Source organism: Sphingobium bisphenolivorans (genome assembly GCF_000412635.1).
In the GTDB taxonomy this organism is placed as follows: domain Bacteria; phylum Pseudomonadota; class Alphaproteobacteria; order Sphingomonadales; family Sphingomonadaceae; genus Sphingobium; species Sphingobium bisphenolivorans.
Genome location: NZ_ASTG01000004.1, coordinates 1 through 20,598, shown reverse-complemented (window position 1 = coordinate 20,598; position 20,598 = coordinate 1). Strand labels below are relative to the sequence as shown.

17 protein-coding genes are annotated in these 20,598 nt (G+C 65.8%); 7 read left to right on the top strand and 10 right to left on the bottom strand.

Features of this window, described 5'->3' with window-relative positions; translation table 11 throughout:
• Position 1 precedes the first annotated feature (1 nt).
• The 4 genes from L858_RS0104015 to L858_RS0104000 all read right to left on the bottom strand — a co-directional run bounded on the left by L858_RS0104015 (position 2) and on the right by L858_RS0104000 (position 4,677).
• Positions 2 to 1,168, bottom strand: coding sequence for a type II and III secretion system protein family protein (locus tag L858_RS0104015; protein ID WP_420801824.1), 1,167 nt, complete (start codon positions 1,166 to 1,168; stop codon positions 2 to 4).
• A gap of 5 nt (positions 1,169 to 1,173) precedes the next feature.
• Positions 1,174 to 2,067 (bottom strand): Flp pilus assembly protein CpaB, encoded by an 894-nt coding sequence (cpaB, locus tag L858_RS0104010; protein WP_022681858.1) that lies wholly within the window; start codon positions 2,065 to 2,067, stop codon positions 1,174 to 1,176.
• Between the two features lie 205 nt (positions 2,068 to 2,272).
• A complete protein-coding gene (locus tag L858_RS0104005; RefSeq protein WP_022681857.1) occupies positions 2,273 to 3,091 on the bottom strand; it encodes a universal stress protein in 819 nt (272 codons plus the stop codon).
• A 74-nt stretch (positions 3,092 to 3,165) separates the two neighbouring features.
• A complete protein-coding gene (locus tag L858_RS0104000) occupies positions 3,166 to 4,677 on the bottom strand; it encodes a UxaA family hydrolase (RefSeq protein WP_022681856.1) in 1,512 nt (503 codons plus the stop codon).
• A 60-nt stretch (positions 4,678 to 4,737) separates the two neighbouring features.
• Here L858_RS0104000 and uxaC point away from each other — a divergent pair, with 60 nt between their 5' ends.
• Positions 4,738 to 6,156: a glucuronate isomerase gene (uxaC, locus tag L858_RS0103995; protein ID WP_022681855.1), complete on the top strand. Its 1,419-nt coding sequence runs from the start codon at positions 4,738 to 4,740 to the stop codon at positions 6,154 to 6,156.
• Between the two features lie 64 nt (positions 6,157 to 6,220).
• On the opposite strand, the gene L858_RS0103990 is transcribed toward uxaC, so the two are convergent.
• The gene (locus L858_RS0103990; RefSeq protein ID WP_022681854.1) at positions 6,221 to 7,261 is read right to left on the bottom strand and encodes a LacI family DNA-binding transcriptional regulator; all 1,041 of its coding nucleotides are present in this window, start codon (positions 7,259 to 7,261) and stop codon (positions 6,221 to 6,223) included.
• Between the two features lie 259 nt (positions 7,262 to 7,520).
• Here L858_RS0103990 and L858_RS0103985 point away from each other — a divergent pair, with 259 nt between their 5' ends.
• A complete protein-coding gene (locus L858_RS0103985; RefSeq protein ID WP_022681853.1) occupies positions 7,521 to 8,036 on the top strand; it encodes a porin family protein in 516 nt (171 codons plus the stop codon).
• A 142-nt stretch (positions 8,037 to 8,178) separates the two neighbouring features.
• On the opposite strand, the gene L858_RS0103980 is transcribed toward L858_RS0103985, so the two are convergent.
• Entirely contained in the window at positions 8,179 to 11,043 is a 2,865-nt protein-coding gene (locus L858_RS0103980; protein ID WP_037504362.1) for a TonB-dependent receptor, read from the bottom strand.
• A gap of 183 nt (positions 11,044 to 11,226) precedes the next feature.
• Here L858_RS0103980 and L858_RS0103975 point away from each other — a divergent pair, with 183 nt between their 5' ends.
• Both L858_RS0103975 and L858_RS0103970 read left to right on the top strand, forming a co-directional pair.
• Positions 11,227 to 12,588 carry a pectate lyase family protein gene (locus tag L858_RS0103975; protein WP_420801823.1) on the top strand — a complete coding sequence of 454 codons (1,362 nt, stop codon included), beginning with the start codon at positions 11,227 to 11,229 and terminating at the stop codon, positions 12,586 to 12,588.
• Positions 12,585 to 12,971, top strand: coding sequence for a cupin domain-containing protein (locus tag L858_RS0103970; RefSeq protein WP_022681850.1), 387 nt, complete (start codon positions 12,585 to 12,587; stop codon positions 12,969 to 12,971). The genes L858_RS0103975 and L858_RS0103970 overlap by 4 nt, the downstream gene beginning before the upstream one ends.
• Before the next feature lie 152 nt (positions 12,972 to 13,123).
• Here the strand turns inward: L858_RS0103970 and L858_RS0103965 are convergent, their stop codons facing one another.
• From L858_RS0103965 to L858_RS0103950, 4 genes are all read right to left on the bottom strand, one after another.
• On the bottom strand, positions 13,124 to 14,680 hold the full coding sequence (locus tag L858_RS0103965) for a carboxylesterase/lipase family protein (RefSeq protein WP_022681849.1): 1,557 nt from the start codon (positions 14,678 to 14,680) through the stop codon (positions 13,124 to 13,126).
• An 84-nt stretch (positions 14,681 to 14,764) separates the two neighbouring features.
• The gene (gene kduD, locus L858_RS0103960; protein WP_028055789.1) at positions 14,765 to 15,520 is read right to left on the bottom strand and encodes a 2-dehydro-3-deoxy-D-gluconate 5-dehydrogenase KduD; all 756 of its coding nucleotides are present in this window, start codon (positions 15,518 to 15,520) and stop codon (positions 14,765 to 14,767) included.
• A gap of 48 nt (positions 15,521 to 15,568) precedes the next feature.
• Positions 15,569 to 16,402, bottom strand: coding sequence for a 5-dehydro-4-deoxy-D-glucuronate isomerase (kduI, locus tag L858_RS0103955; RefSeq protein WP_022681847.1), 834 nt, complete (start codon positions 16,400 to 16,402; stop codon positions 15,569 to 15,571).
• A 70-nt stretch (positions 16,403 to 16,472) separates the two neighbouring features.
• Entirely contained in the window at positions 16,473 to 17,516 is a 1,044-nt protein-coding gene (locus L858_RS0103950; protein WP_022681846.1) for a LacI family DNA-binding transcriptional regulator, read from the bottom strand.
• A gap of 105 nt (positions 17,517 to 17,621) precedes the next feature.
• On the opposite strand from L858_RS0103950, the gene L858_RS0103945 reads away from it, so the two are divergent.
• The 3 genes from L858_RS0103945 to L858_RS0103935 form a co-directional block, all read left to right on the top strand.
• Positions 17,622 to 18,428, top strand: a complete 807-nt coding sequence (locus L858_RS0103945; protein WP_022681845.1) for a 2-keto-4-pentenoate hydratase — start codon at positions 17,622 to 17,624, stop codon at positions 18,426 to 18,428.
• 22 nt (positions 18,429 to 18,450) lie between these two features.
• Positions 18,451 to 19,731, top strand: a complete 1,281-nt coding sequence (locus L858_RS0103940) for an MFS transporter (RefSeq protein ID WP_022681844.1) — start codon at positions 18,451 to 18,453, stop codon at positions 19,729 to 19,731.
• A gap of 165 nt (positions 19,732 to 19,896) precedes the next feature.
• Positions 19,897 to 20,598, top strand: a 702-nt coding sequence (locus L858_RS0103935; RefSeq protein ID WP_022681843.1) for a family 43 glycosylhydrolase, incomplete at its 3' end; no start/stop codon positions are given.

Genomic DNA, 20,598 nt, shown 5'->3' with positions numbered 1-20,598 from the left:
GTCAGCGCCTCACCACGCCGAAGGGGGCGCTTTTCTGGTCGAGGCCGTCCGTGCCGAGGATCATGTCGCCAATGCCGGGATCGATGGTGCCAGTGGTGCGGCCGGGGAGGGGCGGCATTTCCTCCGCCTTGACCGGGCCGACCAGGCGCGGGGTGGCGACGATGATCAGCTCCTGCTTTTCCTTCTGGTTCTGCTGCCGTTTGAAGAAGGCGCCGAGGACGGGAATGTCGCCGAGGAAGGGGACCTTGTCCTTGCTGACGGTCTGGCTGGAATAGCTGAGGCCGGCGATGACGAAGCTCTGGCCGCTGCCCAGCTCCACCGTCGTTTCGGCGGAGCGGCGGCGCAGGCCGGGGACGACATAGCCCTGCAACTGCACGCCGTTATTATAGTCCAGCTCGCTGACCTCCGGCGCGATCTTGAGGACGATATGGTCCTTCGACAGGACGAAGGGCTGGACCGCGAGGCGCACGCCGAACTCCTTATACTGGATGGTGAGCGTGCCGCCGTTGCCGGATACCTGCGGCACGGGGACGGGATATTCGCCGCCCGCGAGGAAGCTCGCCTGCTCGCCCGAGCGGACGAGCAGGGTGGGTTGGGCGAGGAGTTGCGAGAGGCCGTTGGCGGAGAGCGCGCTCAGCACCGCGTTGATGCCGCGATTGGGGGCGGAGAGGAAGAGGTTGAAGGCGCTCTGGATCGGCAGCGAGGCTTCCAGCGAGGAGGCGGTGGGCCGGAAGGAGGCGCTGTTGAAGCTGTTGGGCGAGACGACCGCGCCTTGAATATCGCCGCTCAATTTCGAGAAGTTGAAGCCGAGCGCCTTCAGCGTGGTTTCGGACACGGCGGCGAACTGGACATCGACGGCGACGACCTGCTCGCCGGCCCGGACGAGCGGGGCGGCGGCCGCGTCGGTGACGCTGACGGTGGTTTCGTCCATCAGTGCGCCGTCCTGCGCGTAGACGCTGAGCCGCGTTTCGCCCGCGCCGATCGCGGTCAAGCGCAGCGAGCGGGGCGAGGGGGCGGCGATGGACAGGATGCCGTCGCGGTCGGCCTCCACCCGGCCGATGGGGCGGGGGTAGGAGAGGGCGCGCTGCTGCTTCAGCTGGAGCGTGGCGGTGGCGTCGGTGGCAAGCGCTGCGGGCGCGGCGAGCGTGAGCAGGCTGGCAGCGAGGATCGTTCTCAACGGGGAGCGCTCCCGGAATAGATGGTTTCGCGACGGTCCCCTACGACGAGTTCGATTGCGTGCGGAGTGCGGCGGGGAGCGGCCTGCGGTGGCGCGCGCAGGGTGGGCGCGGCGAGTACTGGTATGGCCGGGGCAGGCGTGGGCTCAATCCCAGCGGAGGCCGCTATGGCGACGGCGGGGCGGTCTGCGTCGGCGGGGTTGCGCAGCGACAGGGTGAGCGTGCCCGTGCTTTTCGCGAGCGAGAGGACCGACACCTGATCGGGGGTCAGCGCCAGCGTCACGGTGCGCGCGGGCGGGGCAGGCGAGGCGAGTTCGCCGGAGGCTTGCTGCGCGCCGACGACGGCGTCGCCGACGGCCAGCACCGGCACCAGCTGGAGGAGCGACTGCGCCCGGCTGCGTCCCGATCCGCGCGCGCCGCCGATCGCGTCGGCGCCGGGGTAGACGACCTGCACGTCGACGCGGTCGCCGGGGCGGACGAGGCCTGCAACGGCGATCTCTGCCGTCGTGTCGATGCTGACCGCGCGCAGCCCGACGGGGACGCGGATGGCGAGGTTCGCCGCGCTGCCCAGCGCTTCGCGGGGGATGAGCGCGCCGGCGGCTATGTCGCGGGCGGCGACCTTCCCCGCGACCTCCGGGGCGGTGGCAATGGTCGGGAAGCGGGCGGGGTCGCCTGCCGCGCTGCGGATCATGGTGGGGCTGATCGTCTCCCCGGTGCGGATCGCCTGCGCGGCGCGGGCGAGGACGATGACGGGCGCGGCCGGCGCGGGTCTTTCCGCTGGGGGCTCGGCGGCCGAGGCACGGCGCAGTTCGCGCACGCCGAGCGCCATGAACAGCGCGGCGGCGATCAGGCCGACAGCGATCGTCAGTTTGGCCCTCGACCCGAGGCGCATCGATATTTCCCCCGTTGCGCCTTGCCCGGCAAAGGGCGAAAGACGCGTTGACCGAGGGAATTCATAGCTTTGCCGCCCTTGTCAGGGCATGAAAGAAGCAACCGGAACGGTGCAAATGGCGCCAACGCAACAATGCGGCGCCATCACGTAATCGGGGCTTTGCGTCACGCAAAAAGGCTCAAAAAAGGTCCATTCCGGTGCCGGTTCAATGGGCCAGCAGCAGCGGCACATGGACGGAGCGCAGCATCGTGCGGGTGACGCCGCCGAACACCATTTCCCGCAAGCGGCTGTGCCCGAAAGCGCCCATGGCGATCCAGTCAGGCTTCAGCACGCCGATCGCCGCCTGCAACGCCGCATCGATCGTGCGTCCGTCCTGCGGCCAGATGTGCAGCTGCGCCTTGACGCCGTGGCGGGCGAGATATTCGGGCGCGTCGGTGGCGGGAAAGGGGTATTTGCCCGCTTCCTCCACGGTCACGATATGCACCTCCTCCGCCAGTTTCAGCAGGGAAACGCTGAGACGCAGCGCCGCCGACGCCTCCAGCGATCCGTCCCAAGCGACGAGCGCGCGGCCGGTGATGCGAAAGGCGCGGGCGTCCTGCGGCATCGCCAGCACTGGCGTGCGCCCACGCAGCGCAAGGTCGGCGGCGAGGTGGAGCGGATCGGCCAGCTGCTTGCGCGGGCCGGTCGGCAAGGTGACGATGATGCCGTCGGTTAGCGTTGCGGCGGACAGCAGGCCGCGAACGATGTCGCCCTGCGCATGGCGCCAGTCCCAGCTGACATCTTCCCGCCGCAGCCGCTGTTCGACACGCTGGCGGGCCTTTTCGTCGATATCGTAGAGCTCCGCCATCATCGCCGGCGCCATCGACGCGCCGCCGTAGAGGTCGGACGCGACGATATCCGGCGTGGCGGTCACCTGAACACAATGGATATGCGCGCCCGCTGCGCGGGCAAGGTCGCTGGCCGCCTGAAGCCGGCTTTCCGCGCCATGGTCTTCGTGGATGTGCAGCAGGACGGACTTCATCATCTGTCTCCCGTCAGGTCACAGATGTTTTATACCCTATTTCGGAGGAGATTCCGATGGGAAAGGGCGATCGGGGGCTAAAGAGTGACGCCGCGTTTCCAGATCGCGATGTCGCGTTCGTTGTTCACTTCGTTGCGGGCGGGTTCGCCTGATGCGATGGCGCAGATGCGGGTCATCAGGGCGTGCGTGGCGGCGTCTATGCCCTCATCCAGCACCAGGCCCGCGTCGAAGTCGATCCAGCCGGGCTTGCGCGCGGCGAGATCGTGGTTGGTGGCGAGCTTCATCGTCGGGACCGGGCTGCCGAGGGGGGTGCCACGTCCGGTGGAGAAGAGCGTCAGGGTCGCGCCCGCCGCCGCCATCGCGGTCGTCGACACCGCGTCGTTGCCCGGCGCCTCCAGCAAGGTGAGGCCGGCCCGTCGCAGGCGTTCGCCATAGGCGAGGACGTCGGTGACGTGGGCATGGCCGCCCTTCTGCACCGCGCCCAGCGACTTTTCCTCCAGCGTGGTGATGCCGCCCGCGACATTGCCGGGGCTGGGATTTTCGGAAATCGGCTCGCCGTGATCGAGGAAGTAGCGTTTGAAGCGGTTGATCATCGCCACCGTCGCGTCGAAGACGGCTTCATCGGCGGCGCGGTTCATCAGGATGCGTTCGGCGCCGAACATTTCCGGTATCTCGGTCAGGATCGCCTGCCCGCCCGCGCCGGTGACGACATCGGCGGCGCGGCCGATCAGCGGATTGGCCGTAAGGCCGGAGAAACCGTCCGACCCGCCGCATTTGAGGCCGAGCCGCAGCGCGCCGATCCCCACCGTCTCGCGCCGGTCCTGCGCGGCGATTTCGACCAGTTCGTCGATCGCCGTGGCGGCCTCCGCATATTCGTCGGCGCTGATCTGCGCGCCGACGCTGCGTATCCGCGCGCGCCGGTGCTTCGGCAGCCGGTCGAGCAGCGCGCCCAGCTGGTTTTCCTCGCAACCGAGGCCTATCAGCAGCACACCGCCGGCATTGGGGTTGCACGCCAGAGAGGCGAGGAGTTGCGCCGTGCCGTCGAGATCGTCGCCCAGCTGCGAGCAGCCGAGCGGATGGGCGAAGGCGAGCACGTCATCAATACGGCCTGCGTGGCGGCGCGCCGCCTGCGCCGCGATCCGGTCCGCCGTGCGGGCGACGCAGCCGACGGTCGGGATGACCCAGATCTGGTTGCGCGTGCCGACCGATCCGTCGGCGCGTATATAGCCCTGGAAGCTCCAGTCGCCCGGATACGGAGCCTGCGCGCCCGGGTTGCCCGTATAGCTGTAGGGTTCCTCCGCGCGCAAATTGGTGCGCAGATTGTGACTGTGGACGTGCGCGCCTGCCTCGATCGGCTGCGTGGCCGTGCCGATCGGCCAGCCGTAGCGCTTCACCTGTTCGCCTGCCGCGATGGGGCGGAGCGCGATCTTGTGGCCGCGCTCGACGCTGTCCCGGATGGCCAAGGCCGCGTCACCAACCGTGATCGTCTCACCCGCCCCGATCGGGCGCAGGGCAACGGCGACCTGATCGGCGGGGTCGATGCGCAGGGCGTCGGGCAGGGTCCGAGGCGCGGAAGGCAAACTGTCCATTGCGGCGGAATAGCATTTGTGCCATCGGTGGCACAAGCTCTTTCGCATCAGGACACGCCCATGCACCCGTTTACCCTCGACGCCGACCGCCTTTTCCCCGCAGAGCCGCGCAGCCGCGATATCGCGCGCGCTCTTTATGCACGCGTGGCGAAGCTGCCCATCGTCAGCCCGCACGGTCACACCGATCCGGGCTGGTTCGCCAGCGATGAGGCGTGGACCGATGCGACCAGCCTGTTGCTGGCGCCGGATCATTATCTCTACCGCATGCTCTATAGCCAGGGCATCGCGCTGGAGTCGCTGGGCGTGCCCGCGCATGGCAGACCGTCCGAAGCGGACCCGCGCGAGGCGTGGCGCATCTTTGCCGCCAACCAGCATCTCTACCGCGGCACGCCCTCGCGCATCTGGCTGGACCATGTGTTCGCGGAGGTGTTCGGGTTCGATACGATCCTGTCCGCCGACACGGCCGACGATTATTTCGACCGGATCGGCGAATTGCTCGCTACCCCCGCCTTCCGCCCGCGCGCGCTGTTCGAGCGGTTCAACATCGAACTGCTCGCCACCACCGAGGGCGCGCATGAGCGGCTGGACCAGCACCAGGCGATCCGCGAGTCCGGCTGGGGCGGACAGGTGGTCACCGCCTATCGGCCGGACGCGGTAATTGACCCGGAGCATGAGGATTTCCGCTCGGCGCTGGCCGCGTTCGCCGAACTAACGGGCGAGGATGTGGGCGACTGGCAAGCCTATCTGCGTGCGCATCGCAAGCGGCGGGCGGACTTTATCGCGATGGGCGCGACATCGACCGACCATGGCTTTCCGACGGCGCGCACCGCCGATCTGCCGGCGGCGGAGGCAGAAGCCCTCTTCCACCGCGTCATGAAGGGCGACTGGACGGCACAGGATGCCGAGCTGTTCCGCGCGCAGATGCTGACCGAAATGGCGGCGATGAGTGTCGAGGATGGCCTGGTCATGCAGATCCATCCAGGCTCCTGCCGCAACCATAATCGCTGGCTGCATCAGGCCTATGGCCGGGACAAGGGCGCCGATATTCCGACGCGCACGGACTATGTCGAGGCGCTGCGGCCGCTGCTCGACCGCTTCGGCAATGAGCGGCGGCTGTCGATCATCCTCTTCACGCTGGACGAGAGCAGCTATGCCCGTGAGCTGGCGCCGCTGGCGGGCCATTATCCCTGCCTGAAGCTGGGGCCGGCCTGGTGGTTCCACGACAGCCCGGAAGGGATGATGCGCTTCCGCGAGATGACGACGGAGACGGCAGGCTTCTACAATACGGTCGGGTTCAACGACGACACTCGCGCCTTCCTGTCGATCCCGGCGCGGCATGACGTGGCGCGGCGGGTGGATTGCGCCTTCCTCGCGCGGCTGGTTGCGGAAGGGCGGCTGCGCGACTGGGAGGCGGAGGAGGTTGCGGTCGACCTCGCCTATAATCTTGTGCGCAAGGCCTATAAGCTGCCGGAGGCCTAGGGCGGCCTTCTTGATCATGCTCCTGCAAAAGCAGGAGCACTTGCTCTCCACGCGCGTTGATAAGTTAGACCGGCACCCGCCCGGTCGAGCCGCGCACCACCAGCAGCAGCGGGCCGGCGACGGTGCCTTCGGTATCCGCCTCGCCTTGTTCGATCTGCTCGATCAGCGCGCGGGTGGCGCGGCGGGCGTTTTCCAGCAGCGGACGGCGGATCGTGGTCAGGTCGGGGGTCAGCATGGCGGCCAGATCGCTGTCGTCGAAGCCCGCGACCGACAGATCGTCCGGCACGCGAAGGCCCCGCAAGTGCCCGGCCTTCATCACGCCGGCGGCCATCATGTCATTGCCCGCGAAGATCGCGGTCGGCCGATCGGCAAGTGCGAGCAGCCGCTCTCCCGCCGCCAGGCCGGAGGCAAAGCCGTAGTCGCCTTCCACCACATAAGCGGGCGGCAGGTCGATGCCCCGTGCCTCCAGCGCGGCCCGGAAGCCCGTCTCACGCTCGCGTGAGGACTGGAACTCGCGCGGTCCGGTGACGGTGGCGATCCTGCGGTGCCCAAGATCGGCGAGGTGGCCGGCCATCTCCGCCGCCGCGCCGCGTTCGTCGCTCACCATTGCCACGCCATAGCCATCGACCGGTATTGCCGCCATGCCGACGCAGGGCAGGCCCATCGCGCCCAGCGCCGCCGCGACATCGGCCCGTTCCGAGATGGGAGGGAGCAGGATCAGGCCGTCCACCCGCGATTTGGCGATAAAGCTGCGGATATTGTCGAGCAGCGCGGGATCGTTCCTGTCGGCCGGATGGACGATCAACTCGTAGCCCGGCTCGCGCGCCGCATCGACGATGCCGCGCTGGATGATGCCGATGACATGGGCGTTGGGATCGTCCTGCACCACGCCGATCAGGTTGGAGCGTCCGGCCGACAGACCGCGTGCGCGGCTGTTCGGGCTGAAGCCCAGCTGTGCGATGACGGCCTCGATCGCCTTGCGGGTTTCCTCGCCGACCTTGGGCGAACGGTTGATGACCCGCGACACGGTTCGGGCGGAAACCCCCGCCGCCGCCGCCACGTCATGGATGGTCGCTGCCCGCGCGCGCTTGTCCCCGTTTGCCAATCCCGTCTGCCGCCTGTTGATGATCGAAGGTCCAGCTAGACATTCCCGCCGCCGCCAGCAAGTCCGCCTTTACAGGGTGCGGAAATCGCTTCGCACCGCGCGCGTAATGCCTTCAGCGCGGTTTTCAACCCCTAGTGCATCATTGCCACAGTCCATATTGCAATGCGGCAAGATGTTGCTTTCGAAGCTTTACTCACCTGCGCCACCGCCTCTAGACGCGCCCTCCGAACCAATGACGAAAGAATGAGGAGGAGTTATCATGAAAAAGCTCGTCGCTTCCGCCCTGCTGCTTGCCAGCATCGCCGCCCCCGCCATGGCGCAGGACGCCGTTCCCTTCTCCGGCCCCTATGTCGCCGGCGTCGTCGGTCTGGACCATGTCGACTTCAACGGCGTCGACCATGACAGCGGCCTGCTGTACGGCGGCATTGTCGGCTATGACGTGAACATCAACGGCGCGGTCTTCGGCATCGAAGGCGAATATGCCGATTCCGACGTCAAGGAGCAGGGCATCCACACCGACCGTGACCTCTATGCCGGCATCCGCATCGGCGGCGAAGTCGTGCCGAACGTGCTCGCCTATGCCAAGGGCGGCTACACCAACGCCCGCTTCGAAGACAATGCCGGTTTCAGCGCGAAGCTGGACGGCTACCGCCTAGGCGCTGGCCTGGAAACCACTTTCCAGGGCTTCATCACCCGCGCCGAATATCGCTATTCGAGCTACGAAGGTTCGCCCGAGCGTCATCAGGCTGCCCTGATCCTCGGCTATCGCTTCTGATAGCGAGCCTATCGCGAAAAGAGAGGGCGTCCCGATCGGGGCGCCCTTTTTTGTGCGCTGAAAAACAAACGGCCGGCCGTCGCGTGCAGTCGACGGCCGGCCAGGCGCCCCTCCGGAAGAGGGAGGAGCGGGGGGAAGGGCGTTACATCTTGAAGCGCGCGCCGATCTGGAGCGTGCGGCCGAAGTGCAGCTGCTCATAATTGCGGTTGGTGTCGATGTCGGTGTAGCGGTCGCGGTAATCGTCGGTGAGGTTGATGCCCTCCAGCGACAGTTCGATCCAGTCGGTCAGCTTGTAGCGCATCGACGCGTCGACATTGACCGTGCTGTTATAGCCTTCGAAAATATTGCCGGTGCCGCTGGTCGCATCGATATAAGGTCCGCGATAGCTGACCGAGGCGCGGGCGCTGAACTTCTCATCCTCATAATAGAGGGTAGCGTTGAACGCCTTCTTAGACAGGCCGAACAGCGTCTCGCTGCGCGTGACCGAGACGTTCGGGCCGAGCGCGCAGCCCACCGCGCCGCCGACGCAAGGATTGAGGATCGGGCCCGGCGTCGTGTAGGTCGCCTTCGATTTGATGAAGGTCGCGTTCACGATGCCGCCGAAGTGCGACAATATGCCCGGCAGGAAGGTGAAGGGCATCTGCAGCGACAGTTCGACGCCCTTGAGGCTCGCGCCCGATCCGTTGATCGGCCGTGTGATGTTCCACAGCCGCCCTTCGGGACTGAGCGCGGCGGGCGAACTGGGCGGGATGATCGAGAGCGGCAGGCCGGTAGAGGCATAGGTTCCGGTGATCGTGTCGCTGATCGGGAAGCTCGACACGTCCTTCTTGAAGAAGGCGACCGAGAAGACCGACTGCGGAGCGAAATACCATTCGACGCCAAGGTCATAGGCGGTCGCGCGATAGGGTTGCAGGTCCGGGTTGCCGAAGTTGATATTATAGTTGAAGCCGTCGACCGAGCCGCCCGGCGACAGGCTGCCGAGCGAGGGGCGGGTCATCACATCGGCGACCGAGGCGCGGATGATGATGTCCTTGTGCGGGAAGAGGGCGAGGTTGGCGGCGGGCAGCCAGTCGGAATAGCCGCGCTTGATCGTGCGGTTGACGCCGGCGAGCAGGCCCGTCGAGCTCTGATCGGTCTTCACATAGCGGATGCCGGCATTCAGCGCATATTCGAGGCCGAATATTTCGCCCTTGGCATCGAACTGCAGATAGGCGCCGTTGGTCTTTTCAATGACGCTGCGAGTGTTGCCTGCATCGACCGCAAGGGGGCGGTCGTAAAGATTGGTATAGTCGGTGGTCGCGCCGAGATTGGGGATCAGCCACTCGGTCGTCGTTCCCGACGGGGCGTCCGCGCCCTTCAGCGTATAGAGCTGGCCGAGCGCGGCTGTCACCGGCAGGCCATAGATGGCGGTCGGGCCGAAAGCGGAAGTGGGTGAGCAGGTGACGGTGCCCAGCACCCGGTCCAGCCCGCCATTGCCGCACACCACAGTGTCGCGGGTGAAGCCCTCCGTATCGAAGGAGAAGCGGCGATGCACCGCGCCCGCCTTCACCGTGAAGCCGTCCGTCACGTCCCATTCGGTGCGCAGCTGCGCAGTGCGGAACTTGTTGATGGTAGAGGAGGGGCGGTCGCGGATTTCGGCGAGCTGGAAATTGGCCGGATCGGTGACGCTGGTGCCGAAGCTCAGCACCGGGCGCCGCATATTGCTATAGTCATAGCTATAGCCCTGCGCGTCGCGATCGTCGAAGACGATGGTGGTTTCGAGCGGGATCGAGGCATCGGACTTCGACATGCCGCCCAGCAGGGTGAAGCGGAAATTGTCGCCAAGGTCCTGGTCCCAGGTCGCGCCGACTTGATAGAATTGGGTCTTGGACTTGCGCAGATAATGTTCGGTACGAACCCAGGCGTCGTTGAGCGTCGCCGACACCATATTGCCGTTGTCGTCATAGACCGGATTGAGGATATCGATCGACCGTTCATTGGAGCGTAGCAGCACTTCGCCCCATTTTTCCTCCCGCCGTTCCTTGAAGCGGGAGAAGAGGCCGTCGATGGAGACTTTGGTCGCGTCGCTCGGCGCCCATTGGATCGACCCGGTGATGCCGAGACGCTCGCGCTCCTGCGCCACTTCGCCATAGCGCGGGATGCGGGGGTGGAAGGCGAGCGCGGCTTCGTTGCAGAGCGCGCCGGGCAGATAGCTGCCGCCCGCATTCGGGGCGGTGAAGCAGCGCGTGCCGTTGACGCTGTCGAAGCGCGCCTGCGACCAGCGCACGGTGTTGTTGCCCATCTGCAGCGTGTCGAGCTTCGAATAGGCGGTCGAGAGCGCGACGCCCCACTGACCGTCCGGCGACTTCCACGACAGCAGGCCGGCGGCGCGCGGACCCCATTTCTTGGAGAGGTCATTATAGGAGCCGGTCGCGGAGCCGACGAAGGTGAAACCCTCCTTGCCGGCGAGCGGATTACCGGTGTTGAGATCCACCACCGCGCCGAGCGATCCTTCGTCCAGCGAGGCTTCGGCGGTCTTGTGCACGACGAGCGAGCTGAACAGTTCCGACGCGAAGACGTTGAAATCGAAGGCACGGTCGCGGTTGGCGCTGGCACCGTCGGTCGAGGTCGCGACCGTCTCCAGCCCGTTGACGCGGACGCGGGTGAATTGCGCTCCGAGGCCGCGAACGGTGATCGCGCGGCCCTCGCCACCGTCACGCTGGATGGTGATGCCGGGGATGCGCTGGAGTGACTCGGCGAGGTTCTGATCGGGAAATTTGGCGATGTCTTCCGCGACGATGGCGTCGACCGAGCTGACCGACTCGCGCTTCAGGTTGATCGCGGCGCCCAATGACTGGCGGAAACCGGTGACAACGATGTCGGCGACATCCGGCTCTGCCGCGGCCTGTTGGGCGCTTTCCTGAGCATGAGCGGACTGCAGGCCCGCTACCGCCAAAGTAGCGAAGGAAACGGCGGAAACCCAACGTGTCGCGTGGGTTGCGGAACTGGCCAAACGTGAATGGTTCATCATGACATCCCTCCTTGTCTGCCGGCTCAGTCCAATTCCGGGCAACATTCTCGACGGAGTTGCCTCGGCGTGGACACCGGTGTCATTTGTTTCTTGCGCCCCTCCGCAACCAATGTCAAGAATGGGAAAGGAGAAGGAAACAGAATGAAAGCATTTCACGCCATCGCCCGGTCGCTCGCCCCCATGATTGCGCTTGCCGGCATCGCTGCCAGTGCCGCGCCTGCCCCTGCCAGGCCCGCCTTTCCCGGCGCGGTGGGTTGGGCCGCCGAAACGCCGGGGGGGCGGGGCGGGCGCATCATCCGGGTGACGACGCTGGCCGCTGACGGGCCGGGGAGCTTCAAGTCCGCGATCGAGGCCAAGGGGCCGCGCATCATCGTGTTCGAGGTAGGCGGCGTTATCGACATGGCGCGCCAGACGCTCACTATCCGCGAACCCTTCGTGACCATCGCCGGCCAGACCGCGCCGTCACCCGGCATCACCCTGATCCGCAGCGGCATCGACATCGCCACCCATGATGTCGTGATGCGCCATATTCGCGTGCGCACCGGCGTCGACAGCCAGCCGCTGATGAGCGGATGGGAAGCCGACGCCCTGTCCACCGTCGCGGCCCATAACGTCATCATCGACCATTGCACCTTCACCTGGGCGATCGATGAGAATATGTCTGCCTCCGGCCCCCGCTTCGAGGGCAAGACACCGGATGAGTGGCGCGCGGGCACGTCGCACAACATCACTTACAGCTATAATCTGGCGGCGGAGGGGCTTGCCAACGCCAGCCATCCCAAGGGGGAGCATAGCAAGGGCACGCTGATCCACGACAATGCGAGCGGTATCCTGATCTACCGCAACATCTACGCGCACAATAAGGAGCGCAACCCCCTGTTGAAGGGCGGGGTGCAGGCGGAACTGGTCAACAACCTGATCTATGACCCCGGCGAGCGCGCGGTGCACTATAATCTGATGGCGCTGGAATGGGGCGAGCATCCCTACCAGATCGGCAAGCTGACCGCGATCGGGAATGTGCTGCGCGGCGGGGTGTCGACGGCGCAGGGCCTGCCTTTCCTGACGCTTGGCGGCGACGGCGACCTCTCCTATTATGGCAGGGACAATCTGGCGGTCGACAGATGGGGCAATGGGCTACCGATGTTCGGCCGCTATGGCGAGACGCGCGCGAAGCTGATCGAAGCGAAGGCGCCGCCGGTCGAGTGGCCAGGGCTGCAAGTCCTGCCGTCGCGCGATGTCGAGACGCATGTGTTGTGGCATGCGGGCGCGCGCCCTTGGGACCGGGACGCCGACGACCTGCGCGTGCTGTTCTTCGTCGCAGAGGGACGCGGCGAGATCATCGACGATGAAAAACAGGTCGGCGGTTATCCGAAGATGAAGCCGACCAGCGCCCGCTTTGTCGAGGCGGACTGGAACCTCGACACGATGGAACCCAAGTCCGGCCGCTATCCGGGGCAGAAGGACCAGATCACCGAACATCTGTCCGACCGCGACAAGATGATGCGGCAGGGCGAGAATGGCAAAGGAGAGAATGCGAAATGAGTTTTATCCTGCCCCTGATGCTCGCCGCCGCGCCGCCGATGGCGGTGATCGATGAGCGCGATGTCGCGAAGCAAGAGCCGACGCCCCACGGCCAGATCGGCATGAGCACCGCCTATCGCATCAGCGATGCCGTGCCGCAGCCGCGCACGATGGAATTCCGTAAGCGCGTGCTGCATGTCGGCTCGGCGATCGGCGTGCACCCGATCGCGCATGACGAGGTCTATTATGTCCTCTCCGGCGAGGGCGAGGTGGAATCGGACGGCGTCAAGAGGCGTGTCGGGCCGGGCATGGCGGCCTATCTCTATACCGGCGCGCAGGTGGGTATCCGCCAGCTGGGCAAGAAGCCGCTGGCGCTGATCATCAGCTATCCAGTGGTGAAATAGGGGCGGCCGTTCTCAATAAATCAGACTGAAGTGCATTTCGCTTCGTCACCCCGGACTTGATCCGGTGCCCCGCTTCCTTGCTGCATCTCCTGAAGAAATGGCGGGATCCCGGTTCAAGCCCGCGATGACGAGTAAAAGGATAGCGATCTCGCTCAACTCCCCGGCTGAATATAGGGCACGCGCGCGAAAAGTTCGCGTTCCCAGCCGCGGGGGTCTTGCTCGACACGGCTGCGAGTGTCGAAAATCATCGTCGGGCGCTTCTCCAGGTCATAGACGGGCCAGTCCGAACCGGGGTCGCCCTCCCGCGCAAAGGCGATGAACCGCGCCATCATCGCGCGCGAGGCAGCCTGCGCATCCGCTCCCGTGCCGGTGAAGGAGCCGGGCGCGTCAAGCGTGCCGAAGGAGAGGGCGATGTCCATCGTATGGGGCGCGCCCCGCTCGAGTCGCGTGGGCGACTGGAAATCGACCTGATACGCCCATGTGCGCGTTCCCGCCCGTGCGCGCGCCTCCGCCTCGATGATCTGGCCCGGCCAGCTGCGGCCTGCCGTCGTCGCGGCGTAGAAGATGCGCTCGGCGCTCCAGTCGGGATAATGGGCGCGATATTGCGCGACCACCCATTCGGGCAATATGTCCATGCGCAGTTCGGGCCCCATGCGGCCGGGCAGGTTGCCCCAGTCTAGGCCCTTCAGTTTGGGGCCGCCGGGATCGATGAAGGCGCGCGTCTCGTCTCGGGTGTTGCCGAGCATCATCGGGATGGCATTGGATTGCGGCGCGGCGTCGGGCCAGAAGGGGTGGCGCTCCAGCCATTTCATGTCGAGCACCGGCCCCATATAGATGCCGCCGCCCAGGATCGGGTCTTCGGCGCGCAAGGCGTCGATCAGCCGTTCGACGGGTAGCGTGAGCAGGGGGGAGAGGTCCGTCTCCGACAGCCCAAGCTTGCGGAGATAGGCGCTGGTCCGGCGCGAGGCGTTGAGCGGGCCGGACGCCGTCACCTGCTGTCCGCTCATCGTGATTGCACGGTGGAACAGGCCCCTGGCGGCAGGCATCGCCATCATCGTCGCGATCTTGGCGCCGCCGCCCGACTGGCCGAAGACCAGGATATTGCCGGGATCGCCGCCGAACGCGGCGATGTTGTCGCGCACCCATTGCAGGGCGAGGATCAGGTCGAGCTGCCCCGCATTGCCGCTGTCGGCGAGGCGCGGGTCGAGCCGGGCGAGATAGAGATAGCCAAGCGCGTTCAGGCGATGGTTGACCGTGACGACCACCACGTCGCCGGTCGCGGCGAGGTGGCGGCCGTCGTTCAGCGGATCGACGACGCTGCCGTTCGAATAGGCGCCGCCATGGATGTAGAGCATGACCGGCCGCCGCGCGCGCGGGTCAGGCGCGGGCGTCCAGATGTTGAGGAACAGGCAATCCTCGCTTGTCCGTTCCTGCTCGCCCTGTTGCGGGCAGGAGGGGGCGAAGCGGCTGGCGTCGGCAACGCTGGACCAGCTTCCGGGCGGGACGGGCGACTGGAAGCGGCGGCGACCGGTGTCCTGACCGTAGCGCAGGCCACGGAAGACGTGCAGGCCGCTCTCGCGCGTTCCGGCGACGCGACCGTTGCGGGTGCGGACGATACTGGAGCGCGGCGCGGCGAAGGCGGGGGCGGCGAGGGTCGTGGCGAATAGACTGACGCCTGCCAGCGCGGTTCGCCTGTCCATGTCGGGCATCGGTCCTTCTCCTGAATGGGGGAGGGTTTGCCCCTCCTCCGCTCTACTTGTGTTGGCGGTGACCCTGTCGCTCGTGCAGGCCGTTCAGCGTGCGAGCCAGCCGCCGTCCACCGCCAGGATATGGCCATGAATGTAATTGGCCGCCTGCGAGCTCAGGAACACGGCCGCGCCGCCGACGTCCCTCGCCTCGCCCCAGCGCCCGGCCGGAATGCGCTCCTGAATCTGGCGGTTGCGCTGCTCGTCCGCCTGGAGCGCGGCGGTGTTGTTGGTAGCGATATAGCCGGGCGCGATGGCGTTGACGTTGACGCCCTTTGCCGCCCACTCATTGGCGAGCAGCTTGGTAAGGCCGGCGACGCCGCTCTTCGAAGCGGTGTAGCTTGGCACGCGGATGCCGCCCTGGAAGGAGAGAAGGGAGGCGATGTTGACGATCTTTCCTGCGCCTTGGCTCAGCATGTGCCGGCCCGCCGCCTGGCAGAGGAAGAAGAGGACCTTGAGGTTGGTGTCGATCACCGCGTCCCAGTCCTCCTCGGTGAAATCGACACTGTCGGCGCGGCGGATGATGCCGGCATTGTTGACGAGGATGTCGAGGCCACCAAGTTTTGCCAGCGTCTCGTCCACGACGCGCTGGATCGGCTCGATGGTGGAGAGGTCGGCGGAGACGATCTCCGCTTTGCGGCCAAGCGCGCGGACCTTGGCGACGGTTTCCTCGGCAGGCGTGCGGCCGACGGCGGCGATGTCGGCGCCCGCCTGCGCGAGCGACAGCGCGATCGCCTGACCGATGCCGGTGTTGGCGCCGGTGACGATCGCGACCTTGCCGGAAAGATCGAAGGGATTTTGCATCATCTTCTCCCCGTCATTCCCGCCTCCACGGGAATGACGACAAAGGCCTCACCGCAGCTGGCAGATATCCAGCACGTTCATGTCGGTATAATCGAGATTCTCGCCGCCCATCGCCCAGATGAAGGCATAGCTCTTGGTGCCCGATCCCATATGGACGGACCATGGCGGAGAGATCACCGCTTCCTCATTCTCGATGACGATGTGGCGCATGGCGTCGGGCTCGCCCATATAGTGGAAGACGCGGTCGCCGCCCTGAAGGTCGAAATAGAGATAGATCTCGCTGCGGCGGTCGTGAAGATGCGGGGGCATGGTGTTCCACACGCTGCCGGTTTCGAGCACGGTCAGGCCCATCAACAACTGTGCGCTCTCGCAGACGCCGGGGATCACCAACTGGTAGATGGTGCGGTGGTTGGAGTTTTCGAGGTCGCCGCGTTCCAGCGGATTGGCCTCCGCCAGCGTGATCTTCTTGATCGGGCAGGCTTTGTGCGCGGGCAGCGAGGCGATGTAGAAGCGGGCCTCCGCGCCTTCGAAGACGACCTCCTTCGATCCCATCGGAACGTAGAGGCATTCCTTGTTGCCAAGGTCGTAGCGCACGCCATCGACCATGACCGCGCCGTCGCCGCCAATATTGACGATGCCGGCCTCGCGTCGTTCGAGGAAGGGATGGCCCGCCGCTGACGCGGGCTCGGTCTGATCGGGGAGCTTCAGGCTGCCGCCCGCCGGCACTGCGCCGCCAATGACGAAGCGTTCGTTATGGCTGTAGTTGAGAACGATCTGGCCGCTCTCGAACATGCCGCCGACCAGATAGCGGTCGCGCAGGGCTTCATTGTCGACGCATTCCATCATCTCGGGATGCGTCGCGTGATAGGTTTTTTCGAACATCGAATCCTCGCCCGATCTGTTTGCAGACCTGCTGGGCACCACATCTGGAAACCGGTGTCAAGATTTTCCGTCAGGAGGCGGGCGGCGGCGCGACCGAGCTGCGGCGGATCAGCGTCGAGCTGAACAGGGAGGGTTCGGAGGCTTCCCCTTGATCACCGACCGCCGTGCCGATCAGCTTGAGCGCGGCGGAGCGGCCCATGGCTGCGATCGGCCAACGCACGGTGGTGAGCGGCGGCCAGACCCGGGTGGTGAGCGGCGTATCGTCGAAGCCGATGATCGACAGCTGCTCCGGCACATCGATGCCGCGAAGGCGGGCGGCATAGAGAACGCCAGCGGCCATCTCGTCATTGCTGGCGAAGATGGCAGTCGGCGGCGGCGAAAGGGCAAAGAGATTTTCCGACGCCGCAATCCCGGATTCGAAGGTATATTCGCCGTCCGCGATGAAGCTGCGCGGCAGGCTGATGCCCGCTTCGCTGAGCGCCATTTCAAAGCCCTCCCGCCGTTCCTTGGCGGAGCGGAAGCCGTGCGGCCCGGCGATCAGGCCGATGCGCTGATGCCCCTGCGCGATCAGGTGCCGCACCGCGTCGGCCACCGCCTCCCGATCGTTGGAGGCGACCATATGTTCATTGTCGTCCAGCAGCGCCGACCCCATTCGGACATAACGGCACCCCGCCTCATCCAGCAGCTGGGCGAGGGCATCGCTTTCCGAAAGAGGGGGCAGGACGATGACGCCGAAGAGCCGCTGCCGGATGACGAAGCCCAATATGTCGTCCATCACCGCGCCCGATCCGCGGTCGACCGGCCGGACGACCAGTTCGAACTCCGTGCCGCGCAACGCCTCCAATATCCCCCGCTGCATGCTGAGCACCATCTGCGCGTTGGGATTGTCGTATACGAGGCCGATCAGGAAATTGCGGCCAAGCGCCAGCGCACGCGCCTGCGGATTGGGGACATAGCCGGTGTCGAGAATGATCTTCTCCACCCGGTCGCGCGTCTCGCGATTGAGCAGCGGAGAGCGGTTGATCACGCGGCTGACCGTCTTTTTGGAGACACCGGCGAGCCGCGCAATGTCGTTGATGGTGAGCTTGGGAGCGGCGCTGTCGTCTTTAGCCATGGCGCCTTATACCGTGCATCAAGGGAAAAGGGAGCGCTTTTACAACAGTCATTGACACCGGTTACTTAACGAGGCATTCCAGAGCGGTTAAACGAGAGGATAGCCGTGACAGAAGTGACGCATGCAGCGATCGCGCGCAATTTCGTGGAGGCCCGGAAAGAGGCTCGCGGCTTGCAGGATTATCCCGGCCCAGTCCCGGAGTCGCTGGCGGAAGGCTATGCGGTGCAGGATGCGGCGATGGCGCTGCTGGGCGAGTCGGTCGGTGGCTGGAAGGTGGGCCGGTTGCCGGCGCCGCTGGTGGAGCGCTACGGCGCCGAGCGGCTGGCCGGCCCGATCTTCGCCTCGACCATCAAGCCGATGAGCAGCGATGCAATGGGCCTCATTTTCGCGGACGGCTTTGGTGCGGCAGAGGCGGAGTTTCTGCTGCGGGTGGGACAAGCCCCCGACCCCGCCAAGACGCGCTATTCGCTGAACGAGGCAGCCGCGCTCATCGATGCCGTGCATATCGGGGTCGAGATCGCCAGTTCGCCCTTTGCCGGCATCAATAGGCTCGGCCCTGCAGTCACGGTGTCGGATTTCGGCAATAATAACGGGCTGTTGATCGGACCCGCGATTAACGATTGGCAGTCGCTCGCCTTCGCCGAAGAGGAGATAACGGTTCGGATCGACGGCGCGACGGTGGGCAGTGGGCGCGCCTCCTCCTTTCCTGACGGCCCGATCGGATCGGTTCGTTTCCTGCTGGAAAATCTGGCGCAGCGGAAAATTCCCTTGCGGGCGGGTGCGTGGATTTCGTCTGGAGCGGTAACCGGTGTCCACGAAGTCGTCGCCGGACAGCAGGTGATAGCGGACTTCGGATCGATGGGCTTACTGGAATGCCGGATAGTGAAGCAGGAAGCGGAACAGATAATATAAGGCACAAGCCGGAGATGGATGGATGGAAGCAACGATAGAGGGTGCAGGGCGGCTCGCGAGCCGATACCGCTGGACGATCGTGGTGCTGTTGTTCGCGGCGACGGCGATCAACTATGTCGACCGGCAGATGATCGGCGTGCTGAAGCCGACGCTGGCGCAGGACATGCAGTGGTCCGAAACCGACTATGCCAATATCGTCTTCTGGTTTCAGGCGGCTTACGCGATCGGCTATCTGAGCTTTGGGCGGATCGTCGACGTGATCGGCGCGCGCCTCGGCTATGCGGTGGCGGTGACGATCTGGACCATCGCGCATGTCGCCCATGGCGGCGTTCATAGCGTGACGCAATTCGCCATGGCACGCTTCGGCCTGGGCATCGGCGAGTCCGGCAACTTCCCGGCAGGCATCAAGGCAGTGACCGAATGGTTCCCGCAAAAGGAGCGTGCCTTCGCGATCGGCCTGTTCAACGCGGGCGCCAATGTCGGGGCGATCGTGACGCCGCTGCTCGTGCCGTGGCTGACTGTGGCCTACGGCTGGCGCATGGCCTTCATCGTGACGGGCGTACTGGGCGTGCTGTGGCTCGTGGCCTGGCTGATCATCTACCGCTCGCCCGCCGATCACAAGCGGGTGAGCGCGGAGGAACTGGCCTATATTCAGCAGGACCCCGCCGACCCCGTCGTGCCGATCGGCTGGCGCCGGCTGGTGACGGTGCGGGAAACCTGGGCCTATGCGCTCGGCAAATTCTTCATTGATCCGATCTGGTGGTTCTTCCTCTTCTGGCTGCCGGGCTATCTGGGTGAGCGCTACGGCCTCGACCTCTTGAGCTTCGGCCCGCCGCTGGTGGCGATCTACCTGCTGTCGGACGTGGGCAGCATCTTCGGCGGCTGGCTGTCGGGACGGCTGATGAAGGGCGGCATGTCGGTCAATGCCGCGCGCAAGATCACGATGCTGGTCTGCGCAGTGGCGGTGCTGCCGGTCATTTTCGCCCAATCCATCGACAGCCTGTGGACCGCCGTGCTGGTGATCGGCATCGCGACCGCCGCGCATCAGGCCTTTTCCGCCAATCTCTACACGCTGCCGTCCGACATGTTCCCCCGCGCCGCGGTCGGGTCTGTGGTTGGCATCGGCGGTACCGTCGGCGCGATCGGCGGCATGCTGATGGCGAAATATGCCGGCTATATTCTCGACAGCATCGGCAGCTACACGCCGCTCTTCATCGTCGCGGGCAGCGCCTATTTCGCGGCACTGCTGGCGGTGCATCTGCTCTCGCCCCGGCTGGCGCGGGTGGAACTGGACGCGGGGTGAGCCAAATATGTTCTCTCCCGGCGAAAGAGGAGGGGCCAGCTTGGCGGCGCCGAGCGGGAAGGTAGGGGCGAGCGGCTCAACCGGCGATCGCCCTCACCCTTCCGCCACGCTGTGCGCGGCTCCCTCCCCTCTCCCGGAGCGAGAGGGAACTCATGGAGACAGATCATGGACCTGAACCGGCGTGAGGCATTTGGCGCGGCGCTTGGCGGGGTGGCGCTGGCGGCGTTGCCGCAGGGGGCGCGGGCAGCCGAGGCAGAGGGCGACTGGAAGCGCGGGTTCGACAACCAGCGTGTCGCGGACCTCGGCAACGGCACTTTCCTCAACCCCATCCTGTCGGGCGACCGCGCCGATCCCGCCATCCTGAAGGATGGCGAGGATTATTACATGACCTTCTCCAGCTTCGACGCCTATCCCGGCCTCACCATCTGGCACAGCCGCGATCTGGTGAACTGGCAGCCGCGCGTCGCGGCGCTCACCAGGAATATCGGCTCGGTCTGGGCCGTCAGTCTGGAGAAGCACAAGGGCCGTTACTTCATCTATATTCCGGTGAAGGCGAGCCCGAACGGCACCTTCGTCATCTGGGCGGACCATATTGACGGGCCGTGGAGCGACCCGATCCCGCTTGGCCTGCCCGATCATATCGATCCCTGCCACGCGGTGGGGGAGGATGGGTCGCGCTGGCTTTTTCTGTCGGGCGGGGACCGTATCCGGCTTGCCGACGACGGGCTATCCACGGTGGGCAAGGTCGAGCATGTTTACGACCCCTGGCATTATCCCGAAGACTGGGACGTGGAGGGTTTTTCGCCGGAGGGGCCGAAGATTCATCGCGATGGTGGCTGGTTCTACATGATCACGGCGGTCGGCGGC

Bases quoted from the DNA above. Each gene is read 5' to 3' on its own strand.
- L858_RS0103965 (WP_022681849.1), bottom strand. From the start codon at position 14,680: ATGCCCGACATGGACAGGCGAACCGCGCTGGCAGGCGTCAGTCTATTC.
- L858_RS0104005 (WP_022681857.1), bottom strand. From the start codon at position 3,091: ATGATGAAGTCCGTCCTGCTGCACATCCACGAAGACCATGGCGCGGAA.
- kduD (WP_028055789.1), bottom strand. From the start codon at position 15,520: ATGCAAAATCCCTTCGATCTTTCCGGCAAGGTCGCGATCGTCACCGGC.
- L858_RS0103975 (WP_420801823.1), top strand. From the start codon at position 11,227: ATGATTGCGCTTGCCGGCATCGCTGCCAGTGCCGCGCCTGCCCCTGCC.
- uxaC (WP_022681855.1), top strand. From the start codon at position 4,738: ATGCACCCGTTTACCCTCGACGCCGACCGCCTTTTCCCCGCAGAGCCG.
- cpaB (WP_022681858.1), bottom strand. From the start codon at position 2,067: ATGCGCCTCGGGTCGAGGGCCAAACTGACGATCGCTGTCGGCCTGATC.
- kduI (WP_022681847.1), bottom strand. From the start codon at position 16,402: ATGTTCGAAAAAACCTATCACGCGACGCATCCCGAGATGATGGAATGC.
- L858_RS0103950 (WP_022681846.1), bottom strand. From the start codon at position 17,516: ATGGCTAAAGACGACAGCGCCGCTCCCAAGCTCACCATCAACGACATT.
- L858_RS0103985 (WP_022681853.1), top strand. From the start codon at position 7,521: ATGAAAAAGCTCGTCGCTTCCGCCCTGCTGCTTGCCAGCATCGCCGCC.
- L858_RS0103940 (WP_022681844.1), top strand. From the start codon at position 18,451: ATGGAAGCAACGATAGAGGGTGCAGGGCGGCTCGCGAGCCGATACCGC.
- L858_RS0103970 (WP_022681850.1), top strand. From the start codon at position 12,585: ATGAGTTTTATCCTGCCCCTGATGCTCGCCGCCGCGCCGCCGATGGCG.
- L858_RS0103980 (WP_037504362.1), bottom strand. From the start codon at position 11,043: ATGAACCATTCACGTTTGGCCAGTTCCGCAACCCACGCGACACGTTGG.
- L858_RS0104000 (WP_022681856.1), bottom strand. From the start codon at position 4,677: ATGGACAGTTTGCCTTCCGCGCCTCGGACCCTGCCCGACGCCCTGCGC.